This window comes from Pseudomonas sp. TE6283, assembly GCF_054060555.1.
Genome location: NZ_JBSSDH010000005.1, coordinates 16,959 through 40,897, shown reverse-complemented (window position 1 = coordinate 40,897; position 23,939 = coordinate 16,959). Strand labels below are relative to the sequence as shown.

Sequence of the window (23,939 nt, the reverse complement as noted above, 5' to 3'; positions counted from 1 at the left end):
CTTACCAGCGAAAACGCAGGCCGTCGAACGGCTTGGCGGCGGTGGCCGGCGGCGTCGCGCCGGCCGGGTCCTGCGTGTTTGGCGCAGGTGTCGCGGGCACGGCCTCGGCAGGCAGTTCCTGGAGCTTGGCCAGGCTCAACTGCGCGCGCAGTTGCTCACGATTGCCGGTGACGCGGTAGGTCAGGGTACCGCCATCGGCCATCTGCAGGCGCGCGCCATATGGCTCCAGGACTCGGCTCAGCTCGGCGTAGCGTTGCAGGTTCATGCCCTGGACCTGCACCTCAAGCTCGCTGCTGGTGCCGGGACGGGTGACATAACGCGGCGCCAGACGATTGCTCACCGCCAGCAGTACGGCATCGGCCAGGGCCGCCTGATCGGCGCCCTCGGCGCTGCCTTGCTCGCGCTGGTCGCCCAGCCACAACTGCCATTTGCCCTGCCACTTGCCGTCAGCCTCGTGGGCGTGCACCGCCAGCAGCGCATCGGCGCCATAGCGCTCGGAGGCCTCGCGCAGCGGCGCCGGGTCGTTGCCTTCGAGCAGCTTGGCATTGGCCACCAGTTGCTCCTGCAGGTCGGCCAACGGCAGGCGCAACGGCAGGCCGCGGTGCTGGGCGGCCCGGCGCAGGGGTTCGGCGACAGCCTGGCCATCGCCGACCAGGCTGCTGCCCTCGACGCTGTCGTTCAGCCACCAGCCAAGAATCGACGGCCGGTTGCTGCCCCACAGCGCCAGGCCGGCTTGGCGCAATGCGCGCTCGGTGCTGCCGGGGTCGAACTCGACCAACACCGACTCCGGCGGCCCGGCTTCGGTGCCGACCTGGTTGATGATCTGCTGCGGGTCCTTGCGCAGCGCGGCCAACGCCGGGTTCTGCACCGCCTTGGGATCGCCGGTCAGGCGCAGCACCAGGGTATCCAGGGCCTTGCCGGTCGCCTGGGCGCGGGCTTCGCCGCCCTGCCCTTCGACGGGCTCGCGCACCTGGTACAAGCCAGAGACGGTTTCGGCCTGGGCGACGGTGCCAGCCACAACCAGGCAGGCGCCAGCGATGAAGTTGAGAAGACGCATTGAGGATTCCTGTCCAGATGACCTTGGGGCGACACGCCCTTGCCTGTCGGCTGTGACCGCGCAACCACGGCAAATACTCCGCGTTGCCGGCCCGTTGCCTGGGTCGCCATGCCTATACCTTATACAGGCACCGGCGCGGCAACCAGTCACAGGGGGTGAAACACGGTTTTTTGCCCAGATTTCCCGCCTGCCCGTCGGCCTGAGGATGGCCGCCTTGGGGCAACCCTGATAAAATCGCGCGCCTTCGCAGACCAGTGACGTACAGGCAGCCGCCGTTTTTGAAACCGGCCTTGGCCGTCCCGGTCGTTTTTCTGAATCCCTCCCTCCTAAAGGCCTGGATCAATGAGCAAGCAACCCTCCCTGAGCTACAAAGACGCCGGTGTAGACATCGACGCCGGCGAAGCACTGGTCGAACGCATCAAGGGCGTCGCCAAGCGCACCGCACGTCCTGAAGTCATGGGTGGCCTGGGCGGCTTCGGCGCCCTCTGCGAGATCCCGGCCGGCTACAAGCAGCCGGTGCTGGTCTCCGGCACCGACGGCGTCGGCACCAAGCTGCGCCTGGCGCTGAACCTGAACAAGCACGACAGCATCGGCCAGGACCTTGTCGCCATGTGCGTCAACGACCTGGTGGTGTGCGGCGCCGAGCCGCTGTTCTTCCTCGACTACTACGCCACCGGCAAGCTCAACGTCGACGTGGCCGCCACCGTGGTCACCGGCATCGGCGCCGGTTGCGAACTGGCCGGCTGCTCGCTGGTCGGTGGTGAAACCGCCGAGATGCCTGGCATGTACGAAGGCGAAGACTACGACCTGGCCGGCTTCTGTGTCGGCGTGGTGGAAAAGGCCGAGATCATCGATGGCTCGAAAGTGGTCACCGGCGACGCCCTGATCGCCCTGCCATCCTCCGGCCCGCACTCCAACGGCTACTCGCTGATCCGCAAGATCCTCGAGGTTTCCGGCACCGACATCGACAACACCCAGCTCGACGGCAAGCCGCTGGCCGACCTGCTGATGGCGCCGACTCGCATCTACGTCAAGCCGCTGCTGCAACTGATCAAGCAGACCGGCGCGGTCAAGGCCATGGCTCACATCACCGGTGGCGGCCTGCTGGACAACATCCCGCGCGTACTGCCAAAAGGCGCCCAGGCCGTGGTCGACGTGGCCAGCTGGCAGCGTCCGGCGGTGTTCGACTTCCTGCAGGAAAAAGGCAACGTCGACGAGCATGAAATGCACCGCGTGCTGAACTGCGGCGTGGGCATGGTCATCTGCGTGGCTCAGGACCAGGTCGACAATGCCCTGAACGTGCTGCGCGCCGAAGGCGAGCAACCGTGGGTGATTGGCCGTATCGACGTGGCCGCCGAAGGCGCCGCCCAGGTCGAGCTGCAGAACCTCAAGGCACACTGATGCCCTGCAATGTAGTCGTGTTGCTGTCGGGCTCCGGCAGCAACCTGCAGGCACTGATCGACAGCAACAGCGCCAGCGACAGCCCGGCACGCATCCGCGCGGTCATCTCGAACCGTGCCGATGCTTACGGCCTGGAACGTGCCAAGGCCGCCGGCATCGAAACCGCCGTGTTGTCGCACACCGGTTTCGACGGGCGCGAAGCCTTCGACGCGGCGCTGATGGCGCTGATCGACGGCTTCCAGCCCGACCTGGTGGTGCTGGCCGGTTTCATGCGCATCCTCAGTGGCGATTTCGTGCGCCACTACCAGGGCCGCCTGCTGAACATCCACCCGTCACTGTTGCCCAAGTACAAAGGCCTGCACACCCACCAGCGCGCGCTGGAGGCGGGCGACGCCGAGCATGGCTGCAGCGTGCACTTCGTCACCGAGGAACTCGATGGCGGGCCTCTGGTCGTACAGGCTGTGGTGCCCGTGGCAACGGATGACACCGCGCAGACGCTCGCCCAGCGCGTGCACCTGCAGGAACACCAGATCTACCCGCTGGCGGTGCGCTGGTTCGCCGAAGGACGCTTGCGTCTGGGCGGACAGGGTGCATTACTGGATGGCCAGCCGCTGGCGGCCAGCGGTCACTTGATTCGATCCTAGGAGAATTTATGCGTCGCGCCCTGCTCTTGGCTCTCGCCGTGCTCGCCCTGCCCCTCCAGGCAGCTGACCTGAAGCCTTTCGCGGCCAGCTACACCGCCGACTGGAAACAGCTGCCGATGAGCGGCACCGCCGCGCGCAGCCTGGAAAAGAACGCCAACGGCACCTGGAGCCTGAACTTCAAGGCTTCGATGATGATCGCCAGCCTGACCGAGCAAAGCACCCTCAAGTTCGACAACGACACCCTGCTGCCGCAGCAGTATCACTTCGAACGCGGCGGCCTGGGCAAGGCGAAGAAGGTCGACCTGAACTTCGACTGGGCCGGCAAGAAGATCACCGGCAGCGACCGTGGCGACGCCATCAACCTGCCGCTCAACCGCGGCGTGCTGGACAAGTCGTCCTACCAGCTGGCCCTGCAGCATGACGTGGCCGCCGGCAAGAAGAGCATGACCTACCAGGTGGTCGACGGTGACGAGATCGACACCTACGACTTCCGCGTGCTGGGCACCGAGAAAGTGACCACCAAGACCGGCCAGGTCGACGCGATCAAGGTCGAACGCGTGCGCGACCCGAGCCAGAGCAAGCGCATCACCGAGCTGTGGTTCGCCAAGGACTGGGACTACCTGCTGGTGCAGCTGCGACAGGTCGAGACCGACGGCAAGGAGTACGTGATCGTGCTGCAGGATGGCACGGTCGATGGCAAGGCGGTCAAGGGTAACTGATACCGCTGCCTGCAACGCCCGAAGCCCCGCCTTGTGCGGGGTTTCTTTTTTGCCGCACACCGCTCCCACAGGATATGCGCTGCCCTTGATGAAACTTGTTTCATCGCTGTTTTATTTACTTAGCCTGCTAACAAATTCTATAAAGGGGTCCTGCGACAGAGTGCCGCAGCCAACCCAAGCAGTGGAGTTTGACGATGACAGTCCAGGTAACCGAACGCGACGAATCGAAAATGTCCCACGAAGGCCAGGCCGCTGGCCTGCGGATCTGGGACGTGCATCAGCAAGGCCAATTGGTCGGCATGTTCCATGACGAGCAACAGGCTCACCAGTACCGCATGGAGCTTGAATACCTCGAGCGCCAACGCCCGACGCAGTGAGCCGGCCCTGCAACGAAAAACCCCGCCAAGGCGGGGTTTTTCGTGCTTACCACATCAGATCATCCGGGATCTTGTAGGCCGCGTACGGATCGTCCTCGTCCGCTTCCTCGACATGGGTGTTGAGCAGCAGGATACGGTTGGGGTCGCGTTCCTGGATCTTCACCGCGGCTTCGCGCGGGATCACTTCGTAGCCGCCGCCATGGGCGACGATGGCCAGCGCGCCATTGCTCAGCTTGCTGCGCATCAGGGCGTTGACGGCGATGCGCTTGACCTTCTTGTCATCGACGAAGTTGTAATAGTCCTCGGTGGTCAGCTTGGGCAGGCGGGTCGCTTCGATCAGTTGCTTGATCTGCGCGGCACGGGCCTTCTGCTCGGCCTTCTCCTGGACCTGGCGGTTCAGTTCCTGGTCCTTCTTGGCCTTCTCGGCCATGGCTTGCTTGGCCAGGCGCTGCTGGCTGTCGTCCACCTCCACCTGGCCCTTGTGTTCCAGGCGTTTCTGTTTCTTCTCGGCTTTGTTGGTCTGCGAAACCTGTTTCTGGTTGACCAGGCCGGCTTTGAGCAATTGGTCGCGAAGGGAAAGGCTCATGGGTGTTCTACTCACTTATGCATCGGCTCAGCCGCAGCTGGGCAGGTTCTTTTCCTGACGCTTGGCCTCGCCCCACAGGGCGTCCAGCTCGTCGAGGGTACGATCTTGGATGTTCAGGCCCTGCTCGCGCAATGCCTGTTCGATGAATCGGAAGCGCCGCTCGAACTTGCGGTTGGCGCGGCGCAGGGCGTTTTCCGGGTCGTGCTTGAGGTGCCGGGCCAGGTTGACGGTGGCGAACAGCAGGTCGCCCAGCTCGTCCTCCAGCGCGTCGCTGTCGCCATCGGCCATGGCCTGCAGCACTTCGTCGAGTTCCTCGCGGACCTTGTCCAGCACCGGCAGCGCCTCGGGCCAGTCGAAGCCGACCGTGGCGGCGCGCTTCTGCAGTTTGGCGGCGCGGGACAGCGCGGGCAAGGCGGCGGGCACATCGTCGAGCAGCGACAACTGCTCGGGCTCGCTTTTTTCGGCGCGCTCCTCGGCCTTGATCTCCTCCCAGCGCGACTTGACCTGCGCCTCGCTCAACACCGGGGTGTCCAGCGGCGCGTACAGCTCGCCGGTGGGGAATACATGGGGGTGACGACGGATCAGCTTGCGGGTGATCGAATCGACCACGCCGTCGAACTCGAAGCGCCCTTCTTCACGAGCCAGCTGGCTGTAGTAGACCACCTGGAACAGCAGATCGCCGAGCTCGCCCTGCAGGTGCTCGAAGTCGCCGCGTTCGATGGTGTCGGCGACTTCGTAGGCTTCCTCGAGGGTGTGCGGGACTATACTGGCGTAGTCCTGCTTGAGGTCCCAGGGGCAGCCATATTGCGGGTCGCGCAGGCGGGCCATGAGGTGCAACAGGTCTTCAAGGGTGTAGGTCATATCAAGCCTGTTCCTAGGCGAGGGCTTGCCGGCGATGGGCCGCACAGCGGCCCCGTTTCTCAAGGGGTGCGATTACGCCGCGTCTCGATGATGTTGGGCAACTGCGAGATCCGCCCCAGCAGACGTCCGAGGGCATCCAGGCCGGGGATCTCGATGGTCAGCGACATCAGCGCAGTGTTGTCTTCCTTGTTCGAGCGGGTGTTGACCGCCAACACGTTGATCTTCTCGTTGAGCAGTACCTGCGACACGTCGCGCAGCAGCCCCGGGCGGTCGTAGGCACGGATGACGATGTCGACCGGATAGGTCTGCACCGGGATCGGCCCCCAGCTGACCTGGATCATGCGCTCCGGCTCCTTGCCCGCCAGCTGCAACACCGAGGCACAATCCTGGCGGTGGATGCTCACGCCACGGCCCTGGGTGATGTAGCCGACGATGGCATCGCCCGGCAACGGCTGGCAGCACCCGGCCATCTGCGTGAGCAGGTTGCCGACGCCCTGGATCTGGATGTCGCTGCGCTTGCCCGCGCGGATGCCCCGGGCCTGGCGCGGAATCAGCTCGACCGGTTCCAAGCGCTCGGGTTCGAGCAGTTGCTGGGCGGCGTTGACCATGTGCGCCAAGCGCAGGTCGCCGGCGCCGAGTGCGGCGAACATGTCCTCGGCGGTCTTGACGTTGGCCTTCTCCGCCAAGCGTTCGAAGTCCACCTGGGGCAGGCCCAGGCGGCTCAGTTCGCGCTCGAGCAGGGTCCTGCCGGCAGCCACGTTCTGGTCGCGGGCCTGCAGCTTGAACCAATGGACGATCTTGGCCCGGGCCCGCGAGGTGGTCACGTAGCCCAGGTTGGAGTTCAGCCAGTCACGGCTCGGGCTACCGTGCTTGCTGGTGATGATCTCCACCTGCTCGCCGGTCTGCAGGCTGTAGTTCAGCGGCACGATGCGGCCGTTGATCTTGGCGCCGCGGCAGTTGTGGCCGATCTCGGTGTGCACCCGGTAGGCGAAGTCCAGCGGCGTGGCGCCCTTGGGCAGGTCGATGGCGTGGCCGTCGGGGGTGAACACATAGACCCGGTCCGGCTCGATATCGACACGCAGCTGTTCGGCCAGGCCACCGATATCGCCCAGTTCCTCGTGCCACTCCAGCACCTGGCGCAGCCAGGAGATCTTCTCTTCGTAGTGGTTGGAGCTGGGCTTGACGTCGGTGCCCTTGTAGCGCCAGTGCGCGCACACCCCCAGCTCGGCTTCCTCGTGCATGGCGTGGGTGCGGATCTGCACCTCCAGCACCTTGCCCTCAGGGCCGATCACTGCGGTGTGCAGGGAACGGTAGCCGTTTTCCTTGGGGTTGGCGATGTAGTCGTCGAACTCCTTGGGGATGTGCCGCCACAAGGTGTGCACGATGCCCAACGCGGTGTAGCAGTCGCGCACTTCCGGCACCAGCACGCGCACTGCGCGCACGTCGTAGATCTGGCTGAACTCCAGGCCCTTGCGCTGCATCTTGCGCCAGATCGAATAGATGTGTTTCGCCCGGCCGCTGATGTCGGCGTTGACGCCGGTAGCCAGCAGCTCGTTCTGCAGTTGGCTCATCACGTCGCTGATGAAGCGCTCGCGGTCCAGCCGGCGCTCGTGCAGCAACTTGGCGATCTGCTTGTACTGGTCGGGTTCGAGGTAGCGGAACGAGAGGTCTTCCAGCTCCCACTTGATATGACCGATGCCTAAACGGTGGGCCAGCGGCGCATAGATGTCGAACACCTCGCGTGCCACGCGCAGGCGCTTCTCGTCATCGGCGCCTTTGACCGCACGAATGGCGCAGGTGCGTTCGGCGAGCTTGATCAGCGCCACGCGCACGTCGTCGACCATGGCCACCAGCATCTTGCGCAGGTTTTCGACCTGCGCCTGGGAACCAAGCACCAACGACTGGCGCGGGCTGAGGCTGGCACTGATGGCCGCCATGCGCAGCACGCCGTCGATCAGCTTGGACACCACCGGGCCAAAGCGCTGGCCGACTTCAGCCAGGGTCACCTTGCCTTCGCGCACCGAGCGGTAGATCACCGCGGCGACCAGCGAATCCTGGTCGAGCTTGAGGTCGGCGAGGATTTCGGCGATCTCCAGCCCAGCCTGGAAACTGGAGGTGCCGTCGGCCCAGGAATGCTTGGCTGGATTGCCTTTTTTCTCGACTTCATGGGCGAACTCGCAGGCTTCTTTCAGCCCCGGGCGATCGAGCTGCGAATCGACGCTCACCACATGATCGAGCCATGCTTCGAGATTGATACTGCCGTCGTGGTTGACCGGCTGGTGCACTCTCACCTGTACCATCTTTGTTTTACCTTTCCATACAGCGCACCACGCGGGTGCACTGGCTATCACCTGTGCGCCCCTCACTCCTTGAAGGCCGCACCAAGAGGGCCAGCCCGGCTAGCCCACTTCGAATAACGCCATGGCCTCGACATGCGCCGTCTGAGGAAACATGTCGAGAATCCCGGCCCTTTTTAACCGGTACCCCTGCCCGACCAGCACCTGCGCGTCTCGCGCCAGCGTGGCCGGGTTGCACGATACATAGACCAGCCGCTTCGCGCCGAGCCGGGCGATGCCTTGCACCACCTCGAATGCCCCGTCGCGCGGTGGATCCAAGAGTACCGCAGAAAAGCCCTCGGCGACCCATCCGGCGCCCGCCAAAGGCTGCGATAAATCGGCCTGAAAAAACCGAGCGTTATGCACATTGTTGCCGTCGGCGTTGGCCGCGGCGCGCTCGACCATGGCCTGCACGCCCTCCACCGCCACCACCTCGCGCACCTGGCGGGCCAGGGGCAGGGCAAAGTTGCCCAGGCCGCAGAACAGGTCCAGGACCCGCTCGTGCGCCTCGGGCGCCAGCCAGGCCAAGGCCTGCTGGATCATCAAGGTGTTGACCTGGGCGTTGACCTGGACGAAGTCACCCGGCCGCCAGGCCAGTTCCATGCCCCAGGGCTCCAGGGCAAAGCCCAGTTGCGCCGCGGCATCCACCGGCGCCGGCTCGCCCTCGCCCTGCAGCCAAAGCTGGGCGCCGGCCTCGCGGCAGAAAGCCTCGAGCCGCGCCAGGTCTTCACTGGGCAAGGGCGCCACATGCCGCACCAGCACCGCCTCGGCGGTGCCGCTGAACAGCTCCACGTGCCCCAGCGCCTGCGGCTTGCCCAGGCTGCGCAGCACGGTCGGCAGGTGGCGCATGATCGACTGCAAGGGTTGTACCAGCACCGCGCATTCGTCGATGCCGACGATGTCCTGGCTGGCCTCGGCGCGGAACCCCACGTCCAGTTGGCGCGCCTTGGTGTCCCAGCGTACCGCGACCCGCGCCCGGCGGCGGTAGCCGAATTCCGGTCCGCTGAGGGGAACAGCCCACTCCTCGGGCTGCACGCCGGCCACCCGTTGCAGCTGCTCGGCAAGCAGGCGTTGCTTGAGCACCAGTTGCCCGTCATGAGGCAGGTGCTGGAGGTTGCAGCCACCGCAGCGGGCATAGTGCCGGCAAGGCGCTTCACGGCGCTCGGGGCTGGCCTGGAACACGCGCTCCAGGCGCGCCTCGACCACCTTGCCACGCGCCGCGAGCACCCGCGCCTCGACATCTTCGCCAGCCAGCGCGCCGCTGACGAACCAGGTACGTCCTTCGATGAAGGCGATGCCGCGACCGTCACCGGCCACGCGCTCGATCGTCAGGCGCTGCTTCTTGCCCACGGGTACCTGTGCGGCACGGTTGCCGCCGGCCGGCTGGAAACGCAGGCCGGTATTGTTTTTCTTTCTGGACATCAGGTTGGATCGAACAGGCCGGTGGAGAGGTAACGGTCGCCGCGGTCGCAGATGATGGCGACCATCACCGCGTTCTCGACTTCGCGGGACAGGCGCAGCATCGCCGCCACCGCACCGCCGGAGGATACGCCACAGAAAATGCCCTCTTCGCGGGCCAGGCGACGGGTGGTCTGCTCGGCCTCCTGCTGGGACATGTCGACCACGCGATCGACCCGGGTGGCGTCGAAGATCTTCGGCAGGTACTCGTGGGGCCAGCGGCGGATGCCGGGGATGGCCGAGCCTTCCATCGGCTGCAGGCCGACGATCTGCACCGCCGGGTTCTGCTCCTTGAGGTACTGCGAGCAGCCCATGATGGTGCCGGTGGTGCCCATGGAGCTGATGAAATGGGTGATGGTGCCCTGGGTCTGCTGCCAGATTTCCGGGCCGGTGCTGTTGTAGTGGGCGATCGGATTGTCGCCATTGGCGAACTGGTCGAGGACCAGGCCGCGGCCTTCGGCCTGCATCTTCTCGGCGAGGTCGCGCGCGCCCTCCATGCCCTCTTCCTTGGTCACCAGGATCAGCTCGGCGCCATAGGCAGTCATCGCCGCCTTGCGTTCGGCGGTGGAGTTGTCCGGCATGATCAGGATCATCTTGTAGCCCTTGATCGCCGCAGCCATGGCCAAGGCGATGCCGGTGTTGCCGGAGGTGGCTTCGATGAGGGTGTCACCGGGCTTGATCTGGCCACGCAGCTCGGCGCGGGTGATCATCGACAGCGCCGGGCGGTCCTTGACCGAACCTGCCGGATTGTTGCCTTCGAGCTTGAGCAGCAAGGTGTTGCTGGTGTCCCCGGCGATGCGCTGCAGGCGAACCAGTGGCGTATGGCCGATGCATTCGGCGATGGTTGGGTACTGCAGGGTCATGGGCGTTTTCACAATCCGGACGGCAGGGGCGCCTATCATACCGGCAAACCCAGCGCGGCCATATCACGCAATTGCTGGATGTTATAACGGGTGGCTATAAGTGCCTGGAGCGGGCTTGTCCCGCGATGGGCTCGACTCTGCTGCTGCCAGGCGCAGGCACAAGCGCAGGCCGCGCTCGCCATTGACCGCCCACACGCGCCCACCCTGGCGGCGGATCGCATTGCGGGCGATGCTCAAGCCCAGGCCAAAACCACCATCCCCAGGCCGCGAACCCTCCAGCCGGGAAAACGGCGCGAAGATCCGCTCCAGGTCTTCCTCGGCCACGCCACCGCCCTCGTCCTCCAGGTCGATACGCCAATACCCGCCCTCCCGCCAACCGCTCAGGCGCACCACACCCGCCTCGGGTGAATGACGGATGGCATTGCGCAACATGTTCTCCAGCGCCTGGGCCAGGTCATTGAGGCTGCCCTGCACCCAGCAGTCGGCCGGCAGCTCGCAGCGCAGCCGTCGCGGCGCCCAGCCGCTTTCGTAGCAGGCGTTCTCGCTGAGCAGATCCCACAGCGCCGCCACCTGGATCGGCTCGAGGTTTACCGGCGCGCGCTCGGCGTCCTGCCAGGCCAGTTGCAAGGTGTCCTCGACCAGTTGCTGCATGCCATCCACCTCGCGGTGCAGGCGTTCGCGCAGGCGCTGCAGGTCGGTCTCGCCATCACAGGCCACGCGCAGGCGGCTGAGCGGCGTGCGCAGCTCGTGGGACAGGTCGCGCAGCAACTGCTGCTGCAGGGCCACGGTACCCTGCAGGCGTTCGGCCATCTGGTCGAAGGCGCGGGCCAGTTCGCCCAGTTCGTCCTTGCGCCGAGTGGTGCGCGAGTCCAGGCGCGCCGCCAACTGGTCGGCACGCCAGGCATTGGCCTGCTCACGCAGTTGGTTGAGCGGCACGATCAGCATGCGGTACAGGCCGACGCACAGCAGCAAGGTGAACAGCCCGGGGATGATGCCGTTGGTGACGATGCGCCAGAACAAGCGGTATTGGCCGGGGTTGAAGCGCTCCGGCAGCTCGATCACCAACATGCCCTGCTCCGGCGCGCCGGGGAACGGCAGGCGCAACCAGGGCTGGCCGATGGTGCGCCGGCTCATGGGCCAGTCGACGCCACGCAGGCGGGTCAGGCGCTGGGCCTGGCCTGCGCTCAGGTCGGCGCTGCCCAGCGGCTGCAGATCGCCATCGAGCACGCCCATCCAGCCCTGTTCGCGCTCGCGCATCGTGGCCAGCCAGGCATCCACGCCCTCGCGGTCGCCGCTGCGCCAGGCTTGCTCGGCCTCGGCCGCGTAACCGCGCAGGACCTGCCGCGCCGGCTCGGACAGGAAGGCATCCTGGGTTTCCATATGCCGGCCCCAGCTGTAGCTCAGGCCGATCATCAACAGGCAGAAGCCCACCAGCAGGACGGTCAGTTTCCAGAACAACGAGTGACGGTCGAGCACGGTTCAGTCAGCCTCGCCCGCGCCGAACACATAGCCCTTGCCCCACACGGTACGCACCTGGCGCTCGTGGTAGCCGATGGCCTTGAGCTTGCGGCGGATCTGGCTGACATGCATGTCCAGGCTGCGGTCATGCCGCGAGTAGCCGCGCTGCAGGACGTGCTGGTAGAGGAAGGGCTTGCTCAGCACCTCATCCTGGCTGCGGTGCAGGGTGTCGAGCAGGCGGTATTCGCTGGGAGTCAGGCCGGCACAGGCTCCGGCGAGGCTGACATCGGTGGTCTGCTCGTCGAAATGCAGCTGCCCGGCGTCCGCCTCCCGCGGCGCCCGAGCGCGTCGCTCGAAGGCCACCCGACGCAGGATCGCCTCGATGCGCACGCGCAGCTCGGCAAAGCTGAACGGCTTGGGCAGGTAGTCGTCCGCGCCGCGCTCGAAGCCGCTGATGCGGTCGGCCTCGGCGCCCAGCGCCGACATCAGGATCACCGGCGTGGCGCTGCGCCGACGCAGGCTGACCAGGGCGTCCAGGCCGTTGAGGCCGGGCAGCAGGATGTCCATCAGCACCAGGTCGAATACCTGCCGGCCCGCCGCCTCCAGGCCTTCGAGGGCATCGCGGCACCAGGTCACCTGGAAGCCGCCGCGCTGCAGCTCGTCGTGCAGGTAGGCGCCCAGCACGGGGTCGTCCTCGATGGCGAGGATGTTGGTCGCGCGAATAGCTTCAGGATGCATTGGCAACTGCCATCAATTCTCAATTGCGCGATTATTGGACAAGCGGTCCGAACAAGGCAACCGTCGCCCGACTGGCGCGAGGTCAGAGCGGTCGCACCGCCACTGCCAGCCGAGAAAAGCGAAAACCACTACAAATCCTGTGCATTCCCCCTCAGCGCAGAGTAACGTTCCCGGTGATGCGCGAACTGCGCCTTTAACAGCACATGACAGGAGACAGGTGTGCTCGACCGTTTGGGAATCCGCAGCCGTGTCCTGCTGCTGGCCTTGCTGCCCGCCAGCCTGATGGCCCTGGTGCTGGGCAGTTACTTCACCTGGCTGCAACAGAGCGACCTGCGTACGCAACTGCTGCAGCGCGGCAAGATGATCGCCGAGCAACTGGCACCCCTGGCGGCACCGGCCCTCGCCCGCCAGGCCCCGGCGCAACTGGAGCGCATCGCCACCCAGGCGTTGGAGCAGGCCGATGTGCGCGCCGTGGCGTTCCTCGCCGCCGACCGCACGCGCCTGGCCCACGCAGGTCCGAGCATGCTCAACCAGCCGCCCAGCGGCGGCACCGGCACGCAACTGCTGCAACGCACCGGCAACGACGCCACCCGCTACCTGATGCCGGTGTTCGGCCATCACCGCGACCTGGCCACCGACGCCGTTCCCGCCGAGGCCGAACGCCTGCTCGGCTGGGTGGAGATCGAACTGTCCCACGACGGCACCTTGCTGCGCGGCTACCGCAACCTGTTCACCAGCCTGCTGCTGATCCTCGCCTGCCTGAGCCTGACCGCGCTGCTGGCCCTGCGCATGAGCCGCACCATCAACAACCCGATCAACCGCATCAAGCACGCGGTCAACCAGCTCAAGGACGGGCACCTGGACGAACGCCTGCCGGCCATGGGCAGCCATGAACTCGACGAGTTGGCCGCCGGTATCAACCGCATGGCCGAGACCCTGCACAGCGCCCACGAAGAACTGCAGCACAGCATCGACCAGGCCACCGAGGACGTGCGCCAGAACCTGGAGACCATCGAGATCCAGAACATCGAGCTGGACATGGCGCGCAAGGAGGCCCTGGAGGCCAGCCGGATCAAGTCCGAGTTCCTCGCCAACATGAGCCATGAAATCCGTACTCCGCTCAACGGCATCCTCGGCTTCACCCACCTGTTGCAGAAGAGCGAGCTGACCCCGCGCCAGCTCGACTACCTCGGCACCATCGAGAAGTCCGCCGACAACCTGCTGGGGATCATCAACGAGATCCTCGACTTCTCCAAGATCGAGGCCGGCAAGCTGGTGCTCGACAGCATCCCGCTGAACCTGCGCGACCTGATCCAGGACACCCTGACCATCCTTGCCCCGGCCGCCCACGCCAAGCAGCTTGAGCTGCTCAGCCTGGTCTACCGCGACACGCCGTTGTCGCTGGTGGGCGACCCGCTGCGGCTCAAGCAGATCCTCACCAACCTGGTGAGCAACGCCATCAAGTTCACCCGCGAAGGCACCATCGTCGTGCGCGCCATGCTCGAGGACGAGCAGGAGGACAGCGTGCAACTGCGCATCAGCGTTCAGGACACCGGCATCGGCCTCTCGCCCCAGGATGTGCGCACCCTGTTCCAGGCCTTCAGCCAGGCCGACAACTCGCTGTCGCGCCAGCCCGGCGGTACCGGCCTGGGGCTGGTGATCTCCAAGCGCCTGATCGAGCAGATGGGTGGCGAGATCGGTGTCGACAGCACGCCCGGCGAGGGTTCGCAGTTCTGGATCAGCCTCAACCTGCCCAAGGCCCACGACGACGCCGAGGAGCAACCCGCCCAGGCCCTGGCCGGCCGCCGCGTGGCCATCGTCGACGGCCACGACCTGGCGCGCCAGGCGCTGGAGCACCAGTTGGAGGACTGCGGCCTGGCGGTAAGCGTGTTCGCCTCCTGCGACCAGCTGCTGCAAGGCGTGCAGGCCGCCAGCCAGGCCGGGCAGCCGTTCGAGTTCGCCGTGCTCGGGGTCAACCTGGGCAGCCTGGCGCCGGAACAGCTGGGCCAGTACCACCAGCAGCTCGAACGACTCGGCTGCCAGTGCGTGGTGCTCTGCCCGACCACCGAGCAGCCGCTCTACCACCCTTACCTGCCCAACGCCCATGGCCAGCTGCTCGCCAAGCCAACCTGCACCCGCAAGCTGCGCCGCCTGCTGCTGGAACTGGTGCAGCCGCGCCGCCCGGTGTGCGAACAGCGCAACCACAGTGGCCAGCGCATGCCGAAGATCCTCTGCGTCGACGACAACCCGGCCAACCTGCTGCTGGTGCAGACCCTGCTCGAAGGCATGGGCGCCGAAGTGCTGGCGGTGGACAACGGCTACGGCGCGGTACAGGCCGTGCAGGACGAACCCTTCGACCTGGTACTGATGGATGTACAGATGCCCGGCATGGATGGCCGCGCCTGCACCGAGCAGATCCGCCAGTGGGAAAGCAGCCAGAGCGGCCCGCCCCTGCCGATCGTGGCCCTCACCGCCCACGCCATGGCCAACGAAAAACGCGCCCTGCTGCACAGCGGCATGGACGACTACCTGACCAAGCCGATCAGCGAGCGCCAGCTGGCCCAGGTGGTGATGAAGTGGACCGGCCTGAGCCTGGGCTCACCGCCACCGGAACGCGCCAGCGAACGCCTGCCCGACAGCAGCGAGCTGAAGGTGCTCGACCCGGAGGAAGGCCTGCGCCTGGCGGCCGGCAAGCCGGACCTGGCGGCGGATATGCTGGCCATGCTGCTGGCCTCGCTGGAATCCGACCGCGAAGCCATTCGGGCCGCCCGCAGTGCCGCCGACCGCACGGCGATGATCGAGCGCGTGCACCGGCTCAACGGCGCCTCGCGCTATTGCGGCGTGCCGCAGTTGCGTGCGGCCTGCCAGCGCAGCGAAACCTTGCTCAAGCAGGACAGCCCCCAGGCATTGCAGGCCCTGGACGAACTGGACCAGGCCATCAACCGACTGGCCGAGCAGGCGCGCCAGAGCGCGTAGCCGACACAGGTCAACGCCCAAGCCAACCCTTTGGCTAGACTGGTGGCATTTCAGACAGGACCCCGACCATGCGCGCTCTGTTGTTCAGCAGCCAGCACTACGATCAGGAAAGCTTCACCCGGGCCGCCAGCGCGGCCCCCCTGGAGCTGCACTACCAGCCCGCCCGCCTGACCCTCGACACCGCGCCGCTGGCCCAGGGTTTCGAGGTGGTCTGCGCCTTCATCAACGACGAGCTCGACGCCCCGGTGCTGGAACGCCTGGCCGCCGGCGGCACGCGCCTGATCGCCCTGCGCTCGGCCGGCTACAACCATGTCGACCTGGCTGCGTCACAGCGCCTTGGCCTGACCGTGGTCCGCGTCCCGGCCTATTCGCCCCACGCCGTCGCCGAGCACGCCGTGGCCCTGATCCTGGCCCTCAACCGCCGTTTGCACCGGGCCTACAACCGCACTCGCGAAGGCGATTTCACCCTCCACGGATTGACCGGCTTCGACCTGCACGGCAAGACCGTCGGCGTGGTCGGCACCGGCCAGATCGGCGCCGCCTTCGCCCGCATCATGGCCGGCTTCGGCTGCCAGTTGCTGGCCTACGACCCTTGCCCCAACCCCGAGCTGGTCGCCCTCGGCGCGCGCTACCTTGAGCTGCCCGAGTTGCTGCGCCAGGCACGCATCATCAGCCTGCACTGCCCGCTGACCGAGCACACCCGCCACCTGATCAACGCCCAGAGCCTGGCCCAACTGCAGCCCGGCGCCATGCTGATCAACACCGGCCGCGGCGCGCTGGTCGATACCCCGGCGCTGATCGACGCGCTCAAGAGCGGCCAGCTCGGCTACCTGGGGCTGGATGTGTATGAAGAGGAGGCGCAACTGTTCTTCGAGGACCGCTCCGACCTGCCGCTGCAGGACGACGTGCTGGCACGCCTGCTGACCTTCCCCAACGTGATCGTCACCGCCCACCAGGCCTTCCTTACCCGCGAGGCCCTGGACGCCATCGCCGCGACCACCCTGGACAACATCAACCGCTGGGCGGCAGGCAATCCGCACAATCTTGTAAACGGTTGATGCTAGGATACGCGGCAATTTTGGAGGCCCCATGGTCGAACACGATTTCCGCTACACCCTTTTCAACCCGCAACACACCCTGATCGAGTGCCGCGCACTGGTGCCGGGCCGCTACCAGGTCACCGGCAACGGCGGCTCGATCCAGAAGGGCGACGTCCTGCTGGTCACCCTCAAGGGCAGCAAGGACCTGTCCATGCGCCTGACCGTCGAGACCGTGCGCCACCTGATCAACCCGCACGGCCAGTGGGTCGCCGTGGCCCAGGGCCCGGCGTTCAACGAGCTTGAGATCCTCAACTGGCAGGTCAAGTGCGACAGCTGCGACGCGGTGCTGGACTTCGAGTTCGCCAACGACGCCAAGCTGGGCAAGAAGGGGCAGGCCCCGGCCGCCAGCGCGCGCATCCAGGAACTGGGCTGGGCGAGCAAGGGCGACAAGCACCTGTGCCCACAGTGCCGGGAGCGTGGTTGAGTGAAACAGCTGCTGACCGGCGCGCTGATCGCCTGCGGCCTGATGGGCTGCGCCGCACAACCCTCGAAGCTGCAGCAGGAGCAGAGCTACGTGCTGGAGTGGATCGGTGAGCGCCCGCTGATCGACTACAGCCACCTGACGCTGACCCTGGCCAGCGATGGTCGCGCCTACGGCAACGGCGGCTGCAACCACTGGTTCGCGCCCTACACACTGGAGGGCGAACGCATCAGCTTCGGCAAGGTCGGCAAGACCCGCAAGCTGTGCGCGCCGGCGCTGATGGACCAGGAAAAACGCTTCCTGCAGGCGCTGGAAACGGTGCAGCGCTGGGATGTGTCGCCGATCGAGCAGATCCGTTTCTGGCCGGCCGAGGGCAAGCCATTGCGCTTCTGGCCTGAGGAAGGTTGAGCTACCTGGGGCTGCGAAGCAGCCCCAAGATCGATCAGGCGCCGCCTTTCAAAGCCCTGATCTTCGCCTGCAGCCCTTCGAGCGTCTGCTCGCCCATCAGCTGCTCACGCACCTTGCCCTTGTCGTCGATGATGTAGGTCACCGGCAGCGCCTCGCTGCGCGGCAGCTCGTAACGCTCGGCCGGGTCCTGGGCCAGCACGGTGAAACCGATGCCCAAGGTATCGGCGGCGGCTTTCAGGTCTGGTCCCTGCAGGCCATCGAAGTTCACCCCCACCACGCGAATGCCCTGGGCCTCCCACTGCTTGGCAGCGGCATTGAGCTCAGGGATTTCCGTGCGGCACGGGCCACACCATTCGGCCCAATAGTTGAGCACCAGCCAGTGCCCGTCGATCTGTTCGGCCTTTACCGTGTTGCCGTGCTGGTCCACGCCGTAGTCCGCACCGCAGCCGCCGAGCAACAGGCTCGCGGTGATGGCCAGTGCAGCTGCCAAACGCCTTGCCATGGGTCAATCCTTCTCGAAGTTTTCAAGCATTGAAGTCGGTCGCTGCGGTTAGAATAGCCGCCACACCCTGCTGGATGCGACCCGTCATGACCGATCTGACCCTCTATCATAACCCGCGCTGCTCGAAATCCCGCGGCGCCCTGGAACTGCTCGAGGCACGCGGCCTGACGCCGACCGTCGTGCGCTACCTCGAGACCCCGCCGGACGCCGCCACCCTCGAACAGCTGCTTGGCAAGCTGGGCATCGGCGCGCGCCAGCTGCTGCGCACCGGCGAAGACGAATACAAGGCCCTGGACCTGGCCAACCCAGCCCTGAGCGACGCCCAGCTGATCAAGGCGATGGTCGAGCATCCCAAGCTGATCGAGCGGCCGATCCTGGTGGCCGGTGACAAGGCCGTGGTCGGCCGCCCACCGGAGAAGGTCCTGGAGATCCTGCCGTGAGCGAACCCTACATCCTGGTGCTGTACTACAGCCGCCACGGCTCGACCAGCGAGATGGCCCGGCATATTGCCCGCGGCGTCGAGATGGCCGGCCTGGAAGCGCGCCTGCGCACCGTGCCGGCGATCTCCACCGAGTGCGAAGCCGTGGCCCCGGACATCCCGGCCAGCGGCGCGCTGTACGCCACCCTCGACGACCTGCGCCATTGCGCGGGCCTGGCCATGGGCAGCCCGACCCGCTTCGGCAACATGGCCGCGCCGCTCAAGTACTTCCTCGACGGCACCAGCAGCCTGTGGCTGGGCGGCGAGCTGGTGGGCAAGCCGGCGGCGGTGTTTACCTCCACCGCCAGCCTGCACGGCGGCCAGGAGACCACCCTGCTGTCGATGCTGCTGCCGCTGATGCACCACGGCATGCTGGTCACCGGCCTGCCCTACAGCGAATCGGCGCTGCTGGAGACCCGTGGCGGCGGCACGCCGTACGGCGCCAGCCACCATGCCGGCGCCGACGGCAAACGCGAGCTGGACCAACACGAGATCACCCTGTGCCGCGCGCTCGGACAGCGCCTGGCGAAGACGGCCAAGGCCCTGGGTGGCGAACGTGGCTAGAAAGCCCAAGATCCTGCCGCCACTGGACTGGCTGGCCCCGCGGGTGCGCTTTACCCGCGCCCTGAGCCTGGCCTGCTTCTTCGGCCTGATCGCCCTGCTGGTGGTGAACAACCTGTGGTTCGCCGACCTGCACGGGGCGCGGGTCGAGGTGATCATGGCCATCGAGCTGATCCCCCTGCTGCTGCTGCTGCCGGGCATGCTGATGGGCAGCGCCCGGGCACATGCCTGGACCTGCTTCGTGGTGAACATCTACTTCATCAAGGGCGTGCTGGCGGCGTTCGATCCGGCGCGGGCGCTGTTCGGCTGGGTCGAGGTGCTGGTGAGCCTGGGGTTGTTCGTCAGCGGGTTGCTGTTTGTGCGCTGGAAGTTCCAGCAGGAGCGGCGCCTGGCGGGTGAAGGAAGCTAAACGCCATCGCGGGCTTGCCCCGCGATCTCAATGATTGACGGTATGCGCCAGCATCACCGACAACTGGCACAGCGGCCGGCCGCTCTCTGCATGCCACTGGTTGAACGCCTGCTGCACCAGTGCCAGGTCACGCTGGCTAGTCGGCGGCTTGTCGATGATCTTCTGCGCGATCAGCGCCGCCGCCATGTCATCGGTGGGAATGAAGGTATCCTTGCCGACCATCCGCAGGAACCGCGGCGCCGACAGCCCGCCCAGCTGGTTGCCATGCCTGGCCAGGTACTTCCACAACCCGACGATATCGGTCTCTGGCCAGTCGGCGATGAACGCGCCGAAACTGCCCTTCTCCTTGGCCACGTCCAGCACCATCTGGGCATTGCGCGGCACGCTCTTGAGCTTGCCCAGGTGGCGGATGATGCGCTCGTCGTGCATCAGCCGCTCCAGGTGCTCGGCGCCCATCAGCACCACCTTTTCCGGATCGAAACCGAAGAACACCTGCTCGAACGCCGGCCACTTGGCGTCCACCAGGCTGTGCTTGAGCCCGGCGCGGAACACGCGCAAGGCAAGGGTCGACAGGTAGCGGTCGTCAGGGATGTCGCGCAGCTGCGCAGGCGTGCGCGGCTGCGGCAGGAAGGCCTCCAGCGCCTGGGCCGAGCCGAAGCGGTTCAGGCAGTACTCGTGCAGCCACTGATAGTCGCGCATGCGGTCAGATGTTCAGCACGTCGAGGAAACGCGGGGTGGCGCTTTCGTCGATCTTCAGGCTGGTGAAGTCGAACAGGTTGCGGTCGGCCAGCTGCGACGGCGCGACGTTCTGCAGGGCGCGGAAGATGCTCTCGGTACGGCCCGGGTGCTTGCGCTCCCACTCCACCAGCATGTCCTTGACCACCTGGCGCTGCAGGTTTTCCTGCGAGCCGCACAGGTTGCACGGGATGATCGGGAATTCCTTCATGTCCGAATAGGCCTGGATGTCCTTCTCGCTGCAGTAGGCCAGCGGGCGGATCACCACGTTGCGGCCGTCGTCGGCGCGCAGCTTCGGCGGCATGCCCTTGAGCGCGCCGTTGAAGAACATGTTGAGGAAGAAGGTCTCGACGATGTCGTCGCGGTGGTGCCCCAGGGCCATCTTGGTCGCGCCGATCTCGTCGGCGAAGGTGTACAGGGTGCCGCGACGCAGGCGCGAGCACAGCGAGCAGGTGGTCTTGCCCTCGGGTACCAGCTCCTTGACCACCGAGTAGGTGTCCTTCTCGACGATGTGGTACTCGACGCCCAGCTCTTTCAGATAAGCCGGCAGCACGTGCTCGGGGAAGCCCGGCTGCTTCTGGTCCATGTTCACCGCGACGATGTCGAACTTGATCGGTGCCACCTTCTGCAGGTGCAACAGAACGTCGAGCATGGTGTAGCTGTCCTTGCCGCCGGACAGGCAGACCATGACCTTGTCGCCATCCTCGATCATGTTGTAGTCGGTGATGGCTTCGCCGGCGAGACGACGCAGGCGTTTTTGCAGTTTGTTCTGGTTGACCGAGAGGGTGCCCATAGCGCTTGGATCCGCGAGGTGTGACAAAAGCCGGCTATTTTACGCACAAACCGCACGGCGCAGTAGGTGAATCCGATAAAGACTTCAAGGGAATCAGCACCGCGCCTGACAGCGCAATTTGCTCTAAAAACCCGGTTTTATGCGGGGAACGGCTTCCTATACTGCGACATAAGGCCACATTGGCGCAGCACTTGGTGTCCTGGCCTCGGGCCATCGGCGCTCCATCCGGGGGGCGTTTGGCAACGACGATAGGAGTGACCCGTATGATTCATCACGTTGTAGGGCTGTTCACCCACCCTGACCAGGAGTGGCGGGAGATCCGTGGCGAGGAAGAAAGCATCAGCCACATGTACCTGACGCACACGCTGATCCTGGCGGCGATCCCCGCCGTCTCGGCGTTCATCGGCACCACCCAGGTCGGCTGGGTGATCGGCGAGCGGCCGGCAGTGATGCTGACCATGGAAAGCGCGCTGTGGATGAGCATCATGTCGTACCTGGCGATGCTCGCCGGGGTCGCGGTGATGGGCGCCTTCATCCACTGGATGGCGCGCACCTACGACGCCAACCCGAGCATGGCGCAGTGCATCGCCTTCGCCACCTACACCGCCACCCCGCTGTTCATCGGCGGCCTCGCGGCGCTGTATCCGCACCTGTGGCTGGGCATGCTGATCGGCACTGCGGCCATCTGCTACACCGTGTACCTGTTGTATGTCGGCTTGCCGACGTTCATGAACATACCGTCGGATGAAGGCTTCCTGTTCTCAAGCTCCGTGCTGGCGGTGGGCCTGGTGGTACTGGTGGCGATCATGGCCGCGACCGTGATCATCTGGGGACTGGGCGTGGGGCCCGTCTACACCAACTGACGCATACCTATCAGATCCAACCAGCACTGGGGCATCACCCGAGGCCGCCGCAAGGCGGCTTCGTTTCGTGTGCCTGACCGGCGGCTCGGCAGCCAGCCTGAGCCTGCGGCATAATACCCGGTCAGGAGAACCATCCCGCCATGCCCGAGCTGCTCAGACAACGCGTCGAAACCTGTTACCAGCAAGCCGAAACCTTCTTCAAACGCCCTTTTCCGCGCCCGCAGGTCAGCTTCAAGCTGCGCGGCCAGAAAGCCGGTGTCGCCCACTTGCACGAGAACCTGCTGCGCTTCAACCTGCAGCTGTACCGCGAGAACCAGGAAGACTTCCTGCGCCAGACCGTGGCCCACGAGGTCGCCCATCTGGTGGCCCACCAGCTGTTCGGTGACCGCATCCAGGCCCATGGCGAGGAGTGGCAGCTGATCATGCGCGGGGTGTACGAACTGCCGCCGAACCGTTGCCACAACTATGAAGTGCAGCGGCGGGTGGCGACACGCTACATCTACCGCTGCCCGTGCCCGGAGAGCGACTTCCCGTTCACCGCCCAGCGGCACAAGCTGGTGCGCCAGGGGCGACGGTACCTGTGCCGGCGGTGCCGGGAGATTCTGGTGTACAGCGGTGAGACCCGGGTCGAGTAGATGCCCATACCCCTACAGGGGCGGTAGGCGTCCCCCCGGGCATTGTGCAAGTGACACAAAAAAGGCGACCCGAGGGTCGCCTTCTTCATTTCATACCGCGATCAACGCGCCGGGCCTTCGGCCACGCCCAGGTCGTCGGTCGGACGGGTGTCGACCAGGGGCGAGCCGCCGGACGCCAGTTCCGCCTGCAGGGTGTCGGTGTCCAGCTCCTTGACCCACTTGGCCACGACCACGGTGGCCACGGCGTTGCCGATCAGGTTGGTCAGGGCGCGGGCCTCGGACATGAAGCGGTCGATACCCAGGATCAGCGCCAGGCCCGCCACCGGCAGGTGGCCGACGGCCGACAGGGTCGCGGCCAGCACGATGAAGCCGGAACCGGTGACGCCCGCGGCACCTTTGGAGGCCACCAGCAGCACCAGCAGCAGGGTGATCTGGTGAGTGATGTCCATGGTGGTGTCGGTGGCCTGGGCGATGAATACCGCGGCCATGGTCAGGTAGATCGAGGTGCCGTCCAGGTTGAACGAATAGCCGGTCGGGATCACCAGGCCAACCACGGATTTCTTCGCGCCCAGGCGCTCCATCTTGGCCAGCATGCGCGGCAGGGCCGATTCGGACGACGAGGTGCCCAGCACGATCAGCAGTTCTTCACGGATGTAGCGGATCAGCTTGATCACGCTGAAACCGTGGGCGCGGCAGATACCGCCCAGCACCACCAGGATGAACAGCACGCAGGTGATGTAGAAGCAGGCCATCAGGTAGCCCAGCTGTACCAGCGAGCCCACGCCGTATTGGCCGATGGTGAAGGCCATGGCACCGAAGGCGCCGATCGGGGCCAGCTTCATGATCATGTTGATGATGTTGAACATCACATGGGCAAAGCGATCGATCAGGTCGAGCACAGGCTTGCCGTAGCTGCCCAGGCGGTGCAGGGCGAAGCCGAACAGCACCGAGAACATCAGCACTTGCAGGATGTCGCCGTTGGCGAAGGCGCCGACCACGGTGTTGGGGATGACGTTGAGCAGGAAGCCCACGGTGGTCTGCTGCGCGCCGGCGGCGGCGTAGGCGGCCACGCTGCTGGCGTTCAGGGTGCTGACGTCGACGTGCATGCCGGCGCCCGGCTGGACCACGTTGACCACGACCAGGCCGATGATCAGGGCGATGGTGGAGACGATCTCGAAGTACAGCAGCGCGTAACCGCCGGTCTTGCCGACCGACTTCATGCTCTGCATGCCGGCGATGCCACTGACCACGGTGCAGAAGATGATCGGGGCGATGACCATCTTGATCAGCTTGACGAAGCCGTCACCCAAGGGTTTGAGGGCTACACCGGTTTCCGGGTAGTAGTGGCCGAGCAGAATACCGATGGTGATGGCGACGATCACCTGGACATACAGCGATTTGTACAGCGGCTGACGAGTCGTCATGGCTAGTTTTTCCTCAAGTGGGCTGGCGCATCCTTCCCAGGATGTCGGGGCACCTGAATCGCGAACCCTCCTGTACCCGGAGGGATTTGTCGTTGTGGGCGAGTGCCTGGGCAGGCCTCTGCCAGCTGAATAGCAA

25 protein-coding genes are annotated in these 23,939 nt (G+C 65.8%); 13 read left to right on the top strand and 12 right to left on the bottom strand.

Annotated features, from left to right (window positions below; genetic code table 11):
• Position 1: 1 nt before the first annotated feature.
• Positions 2-1,057: a DUF2066 domain-containing protein gene (locus ACVWZ5_RS09000; RefSeq protein WP_062573133.1), complete on the bottom strand. Its 1,056-nt coding sequence runs from the start codon at positions 1,055-1,057 to the stop codon at positions 2-4.
• A gap of 342 nt (positions 1,058-1,399) precedes the next feature.
• Between ACVWZ5_RS09000 and purM the strand changes: the two genes are divergently transcribed.
• The 4 genes from purM (at position 1,400) to ACVWZ5_RS08980 (ending at position 4,198) form a co-directional block, all read left to right on the top strand.
• Positions 1,400-2,458, top strand: a complete 1,059-nt coding sequence (purM, locus tag ACVWZ5_RS08995) for a phosphoribosylformylglycinamidine cyclo-ligase (protein ID WP_050704540.1) — start codon at positions 1,400-1,402, stop codon at positions 2,456-2,458.
• Positions 2,458-3,102 (top strand): phosphoribosylglycinamide formyltransferase, encoded by a 645-nt coding sequence (purN, locus tag ACVWZ5_RS08990; RefSeq protein ID WP_062573132.1) that lies wholly within the window; start codon positions 2,458-2,460, stop codon positions 3,100-3,102. Before purM ends, purN begins: the two co-directional genes overlap by 1 nt.
• An 8-nt stretch (positions 3,103-3,110) precedes the next feature.
• A complete protein-coding gene (locus tag ACVWZ5_RS08985; protein ID WP_028690912.1) occupies positions 3,111-3,821 on the top strand; it encodes a DUF3108 domain-containing protein in 711 nt (236 codons plus the stop codon).
• Between the two features lie 194 nt (positions 3,822-4,015).
• Positions 4,016-4,198 (top strand): hypothetical protein, encoded by a 183-nt coding sequence (locus ACVWZ5_RS08980; protein WP_062573131.1) that lies wholly within the window; start codon positions 4,016-4,018, stop codon positions 4,196-4,198.
• A 46-nt stretch (positions 4,199-4,244) separates the two neighbouring features.
• On the opposite strand, the gene ACVWZ5_RS08975 is transcribed toward ACVWZ5_RS08980, so the two are convergent.
• The 7 genes from ACVWZ5_RS08975 to ACVWZ5_RS08945 all read right to left on the bottom strand — a co-directional run bounded on the left by ACVWZ5_RS08975 (position 4,245) and on the right by ACVWZ5_RS08945 (position 12,498).
• The gene (locus ACVWZ5_RS08975) at positions 4,245-4,784 is read right to left on the bottom strand and encodes a DUF2058 domain-containing protein (protein ID WP_062573130.1); all 540 of its coding nucleotides are present in this window, start codon (positions 4,782-4,784) and stop codon (positions 4,245-4,247) included.
• Positions 4,785-4,811: 27 nt separating this feature from the next.
• On the bottom strand, positions 4,812-5,645 hold the full coding sequence (mazG, locus tag ACVWZ5_RS08970; protein WP_062573129.1) for a nucleoside triphosphate pyrophosphohydrolase: 834 nt from the start codon (positions 5,643-5,645) through the stop codon (positions 4,812-4,814).
• Positions 5,646-5,704: 59 nt separating this feature from the next.
• A complete protein-coding gene (relA, locus tag ACVWZ5_RS08965; protein ID WP_062573128.1) occupies positions 5,705-7,945 on the bottom strand; it encodes a GTP diphosphokinase in 2,241 nt (746 codons plus the stop codon).
• Positions 7,946-8,044: 99 nt separating this feature from the next.
• On the bottom strand, positions 8,045-9,403 hold the full coding sequence (gene rlmD / locus ACVWZ5_RS08960; protein WP_062573127.1) for a 23S rRNA (uracil(1939)-C(5))-methyltransferase RlmD: 1,359 nt from the start codon (positions 9,401-9,403) through the stop codon (positions 8,045-8,047).
• A complete protein-coding gene (gene cysM / locus ACVWZ5_RS08955; protein ID WP_301140354.1) occupies positions 9,403-10,302 on the bottom strand; it encodes a cysteine synthase CysM in 900 nt (299 codons plus the stop codon). Before cysM ends, rlmD begins: the two co-directional genes overlap by 1 nt.
• Before the next feature lie 81 nt (positions 10,303-10,383).
• Entirely contained in the window at positions 10,384-11,778 is a 1,395-nt protein-coding gene (locus ACVWZ5_RS08950) for a histidine kinase sensor domain-containing protein (protein WP_186599707.1), read from the bottom strand.
• Positions 11,779-11,781: 3 nt separating this feature from the next.
• Complete coding sequence (locus tag ACVWZ5_RS08945; RefSeq protein ID WP_062573125.1) at positions 11,782-12,498, bottom strand: response regulator transcription factor; 717 nt, start codon at positions 12,496-12,498, stop codon at positions 11,782-11,784.
• 219 nt (positions 12,499-12,717) lie between these two features.
• Between ACVWZ5_RS08945 and ACVWZ5_RS08940 the strand changes: the two genes are divergently transcribed.
• The 4 genes from ACVWZ5_RS08940 to ACVWZ5_RS08925 all read left to right on the top strand — a co-directional run bounded on the left by ACVWZ5_RS08940 (position 12,718) and on the right by ACVWZ5_RS08925 (position 17,403).
• A complete protein-coding gene (locus tag ACVWZ5_RS08940) occupies positions 12,718-15,474 on the top strand; it encodes a response regulator (protein ID WP_062573124.1) in 2,757 nt (918 codons plus the stop codon).
• A 68-nt stretch (positions 15,475-15,542) separates the two neighbouring features.
• The gene (locus ACVWZ5_RS08935; RefSeq protein WP_186599705.1) at positions 15,543-16,532 is read left to right on the top strand and encodes a 2-hydroxyacid dehydrogenase; all 990 of its coding nucleotides are present in this window, start codon (positions 15,543-15,545) and stop codon (positions 16,530-16,532) included.
• A gap of 31 nt (positions 16,533-16,563) precedes the next feature.
• Complete coding sequence (locus ACVWZ5_RS08930) at positions 16,564-16,998, top strand: hypothetical protein (protein WP_028690922.1); 435 nt, start codon at positions 16,564-16,566, stop codon at positions 16,996-16,998.
• The gene (locus ACVWZ5_RS08925) at positions 16,999-17,403 is read left to right on the top strand and encodes an META domain-containing protein (protein WP_084941724.1); all 405 of its coding nucleotides are present in this window, start codon (positions 16,999-17,001) and stop codon (positions 17,401-17,403) included. It begins immediately after the preceding gene.
• A 34-nt stretch (positions 17,404-17,437) separates the two neighbouring features.
• Here the strand turns inward: ACVWZ5_RS08925 and ACVWZ5_RS08920 are convergent, their stop codons facing one another.
• Positions 17,438-17,905 (bottom strand): TlpA disulfide reductase family protein, encoded by a 468-nt coding sequence (locus ACVWZ5_RS08920; RefSeq protein ID WP_028690924.1) that lies wholly within the window; start codon positions 17,903-17,905, stop codon positions 17,438-17,440.
• Positions 17,906-17,991: 86 nt separating this feature from the next.
• Between ACVWZ5_RS08920 and arsC the strand changes: the two genes are divergently transcribed.
• Genes arsC through ACVWZ5_RS08905 form a run of 3 tightly spaced genes read left to right on the top strand, consistent with a single transcriptional unit; the run spans position 17,992 to position 19,353 of the window.
• Positions 17,992-18,345 carry an arsenate reductase (glutaredoxin) gene (gene arsC, locus ACVWZ5_RS08915; protein WP_260270341.1) on the top strand — a complete coding sequence of 118 codons (354 nt, stop codon included), beginning with the start codon at positions 17,992-17,994 and terminating at the stop codon, positions 18,343-18,345.
• The gene (gene wrbA, locus ACVWZ5_RS08910) at positions 18,342-18,947 is read left to right on the top strand and encodes an NAD(P)H:quinone oxidoreductase (protein WP_084941722.1); all 606 of its coding nucleotides are present in this window, start codon (positions 18,342-18,344) and stop codon (positions 18,945-18,947) included. The genes arsC and wrbA overlap by 4 nt, the downstream gene beginning before the upstream one ends.
• Positions 18,940-19,353 carry a DUF2069 domain-containing protein gene (locus ACVWZ5_RS08905; protein ID WP_084941801.1) on the top strand — a complete coding sequence of 138 codons (414 nt, stop codon included), beginning with the start codon at positions 18,940-18,942 and terminating at the stop codon, positions 19,351-19,353. Before wrbA ends, ACVWZ5_RS08905 begins: the two co-directional genes overlap by 8 nt.
• A gap of 27 nt (positions 19,354-19,380) precedes the next feature.
• Here ACVWZ5_RS08905 and ACVWZ5_RS08900 read toward each other — a convergent pair whose 3' ends face one another.
• Positions 19,381-20,052, bottom strand: coding sequence for a DNA-3-methyladenine glycosylase I (locus ACVWZ5_RS08900; RefSeq protein ID WP_084941721.1), 672 nt, complete (start codon positions 20,050-20,052; stop codon positions 19,381-19,383).
• A 4-nt stretch (positions 20,053-20,056) separates the two neighbouring features.
• Positions 20,057-20,881 carry a tRNA 2-thiocytidine(32) synthetase TtcA gene (gene ttcA / locus ACVWZ5_RS08895; RefSeq protein ID WP_011532643.1) on the bottom strand — a complete coding sequence of 275 codons (825 nt, stop codon included), beginning with the start codon at positions 20,879-20,881 and terminating at the stop codon, positions 20,057-20,059.
• A 263-nt stretch (positions 20,882-21,144) separates the two neighbouring features.
• On the opposite strand from ttcA, the gene ACVWZ5_RS08890 reads away from it, so the two are divergent.
• Positions 21,145-21,744, top strand: a complete 600-nt coding sequence (locus ACVWZ5_RS08890; protein WP_028690929.1) for a Yip1 family protein — start codon at positions 21,145-21,147, stop codon at positions 21,742-21,744.
• 140 nt (positions 21,745-21,884) lie between these two features.
• A complete protein-coding gene (locus ACVWZ5_RS08885; RefSeq protein WP_198745023.1) occupies positions 21,885-22,379 on the top strand; it encodes a SprT family zinc-dependent metalloprotease in 495 nt (164 codons plus the stop codon).
• Between the two features lie 101 nt (positions 22,380-22,480).
• On the opposite strand, the gene ACVWZ5_RS08880 is transcribed toward ACVWZ5_RS08885, so the two are convergent.
• Positions 22,481-23,803 (bottom strand): dicarboxylate/amino acid:cation symporter, encoded by a 1,323-nt coding sequence (locus tag ACVWZ5_RS08880; RefSeq protein WP_028690931.1) that lies wholly within the window; start codon positions 23,801-23,803, stop codon positions 22,481-22,483.
• Positions 23,804-23,939 lie beyond the last annotated feature (136 nt).

Excerpts from the sequence above, each read along its gene's own strand:
- ACVWZ5_RS08980 (WP_062573131.1), top strand. The coding sequence starts at position 4,016 with ATGACAGTCCAGGTAACCGAACGCGACGAATCGAAAATGTCCCACGAA.
- ACVWZ5_RS08985 (WP_028690912.1), top strand. The coding sequence starts at position 3,111 with ATGCGTCGCGCCCTGCTCTTGGCTCTCGCCGTGCTCGCCCTGCCCCTC.
- purM (WP_050704540.1), top strand. The coding sequence starts at position 1,400 with ATGAGCAAGCAACCCTCCCTGAGCTACAAAGACGCCGGTGTAGACATC.
- ACVWZ5_RS08930 (WP_028690922.1), top strand. The coding sequence starts at position 16,564 with ATGGTCGAACACGATTTCCGCTACACCCTTTTCAACCCGCAACACACC.
- ACVWZ5_RS08880 (WP_028690931.1), bottom strand. The coding sequence starts at position 23,803 with ATGACGACTCGTCAGCCGCTGTACAAATCGCTGTATGTCCAGGTGATC.
- arsC (WP_260270341.1), top strand. The coding sequence starts at position 17,992 with ATGACCGATCTGACCCTCTATCATAACCCGCGCTGCTCGAAATCCCGC.
- purN (WP_062573132.1), top strand. The coding sequence starts at position 2,458 with ATGCCCTGCAATGTAGTCGTGTTGCTGTCGGGCTCCGGCAGCAACCTG.
- ACVWZ5_RS08900 (WP_084941721.1), bottom strand. The coding sequence starts at position 20,052 with ATGCGCGACTATCAGTGGCTGCACGAGTACTGCCTGAACCGCTTCGGC.
- mazG (WP_062573129.1), bottom strand. The coding sequence starts at position 5,645 with ATGACCTACACCCTTGAAGACCTGTTGCACCTCATGGCCCGCCTGCGC.
- ACVWZ5_RS09000 (WP_062573133.1), bottom strand. The coding sequence starts at position 1,057 with ATGCGTCTTCTCAACTTCATCGCTGGCGCCTGCCTGGTTGTGGCTGGC.
- cysM (WP_301140354.1), bottom strand. The coding sequence starts at position 10,302 with ATGACCCTGCAGTACCCAACCATCGCCGAATGCATCGGCCATACGCCA.
- ACVWZ5_RS08975 (WP_062573130.1), bottom strand. The coding sequence starts at position 4,784 with ATGAGCCTTTCCCTTCGCGACCAATTGCTCAAAGCCGGCCTGGTCAAC.
- ACVWZ5_RS08890 (WP_028690929.1), top strand. The coding sequence starts at position 21,145 with ATGATTCATCACGTTGTAGGGCTGTTCACCCACCCTGACCAGGAGTGG.
- rlmD (WP_062573127.1), bottom strand. The coding sequence starts at position 9,403 with ATGTCCAGAAAGAAAAACAATACCGGCCTGCGTTTCCAGCCGGCCGGC.
- ttcA (WP_011532643.1), bottom strand. The coding sequence starts at position 20,881 with ATGGGCACCCTCTCGGTCAACCAGAACAAACTGCAAAAACGCCTGCGT.
- ACVWZ5_RS08935 (WP_186599705.1), top strand. The coding sequence starts at position 15,543 with ATGCGCGCTCTGTTGTTCAGCAGCCAGCACTACGATCAGGAAAGCTTC.
- ACVWZ5_RS08920 (WP_028690924.1), bottom strand. The coding sequence starts at position 17,905 with ATGGCAAGGCGTTTGGCAGCTGCACTGGCCATCACCGCGAGCCTGTTG.
- relA (WP_062573128.1), bottom strand. The coding sequence starts at position 7,945 with ATGGTACAGGTGAGAGTGCACCAGCCGGTCAACCACGACGGCAGTATC.
- ACVWZ5_RS08945 (WP_062573125.1), bottom strand. The coding sequence starts at position 12,498 with ATGCATCCTGAAGCTATTCGCGCGACCAACATCCTCGCCATCGAGGAC.
- ACVWZ5_RS08885 (WP_198745023.1), top strand. The coding sequence starts at position 21,885 with ATGCCCGAGCTGCTCAGACAACGCGTCGAAACCTGTTACCAGCAAGCC.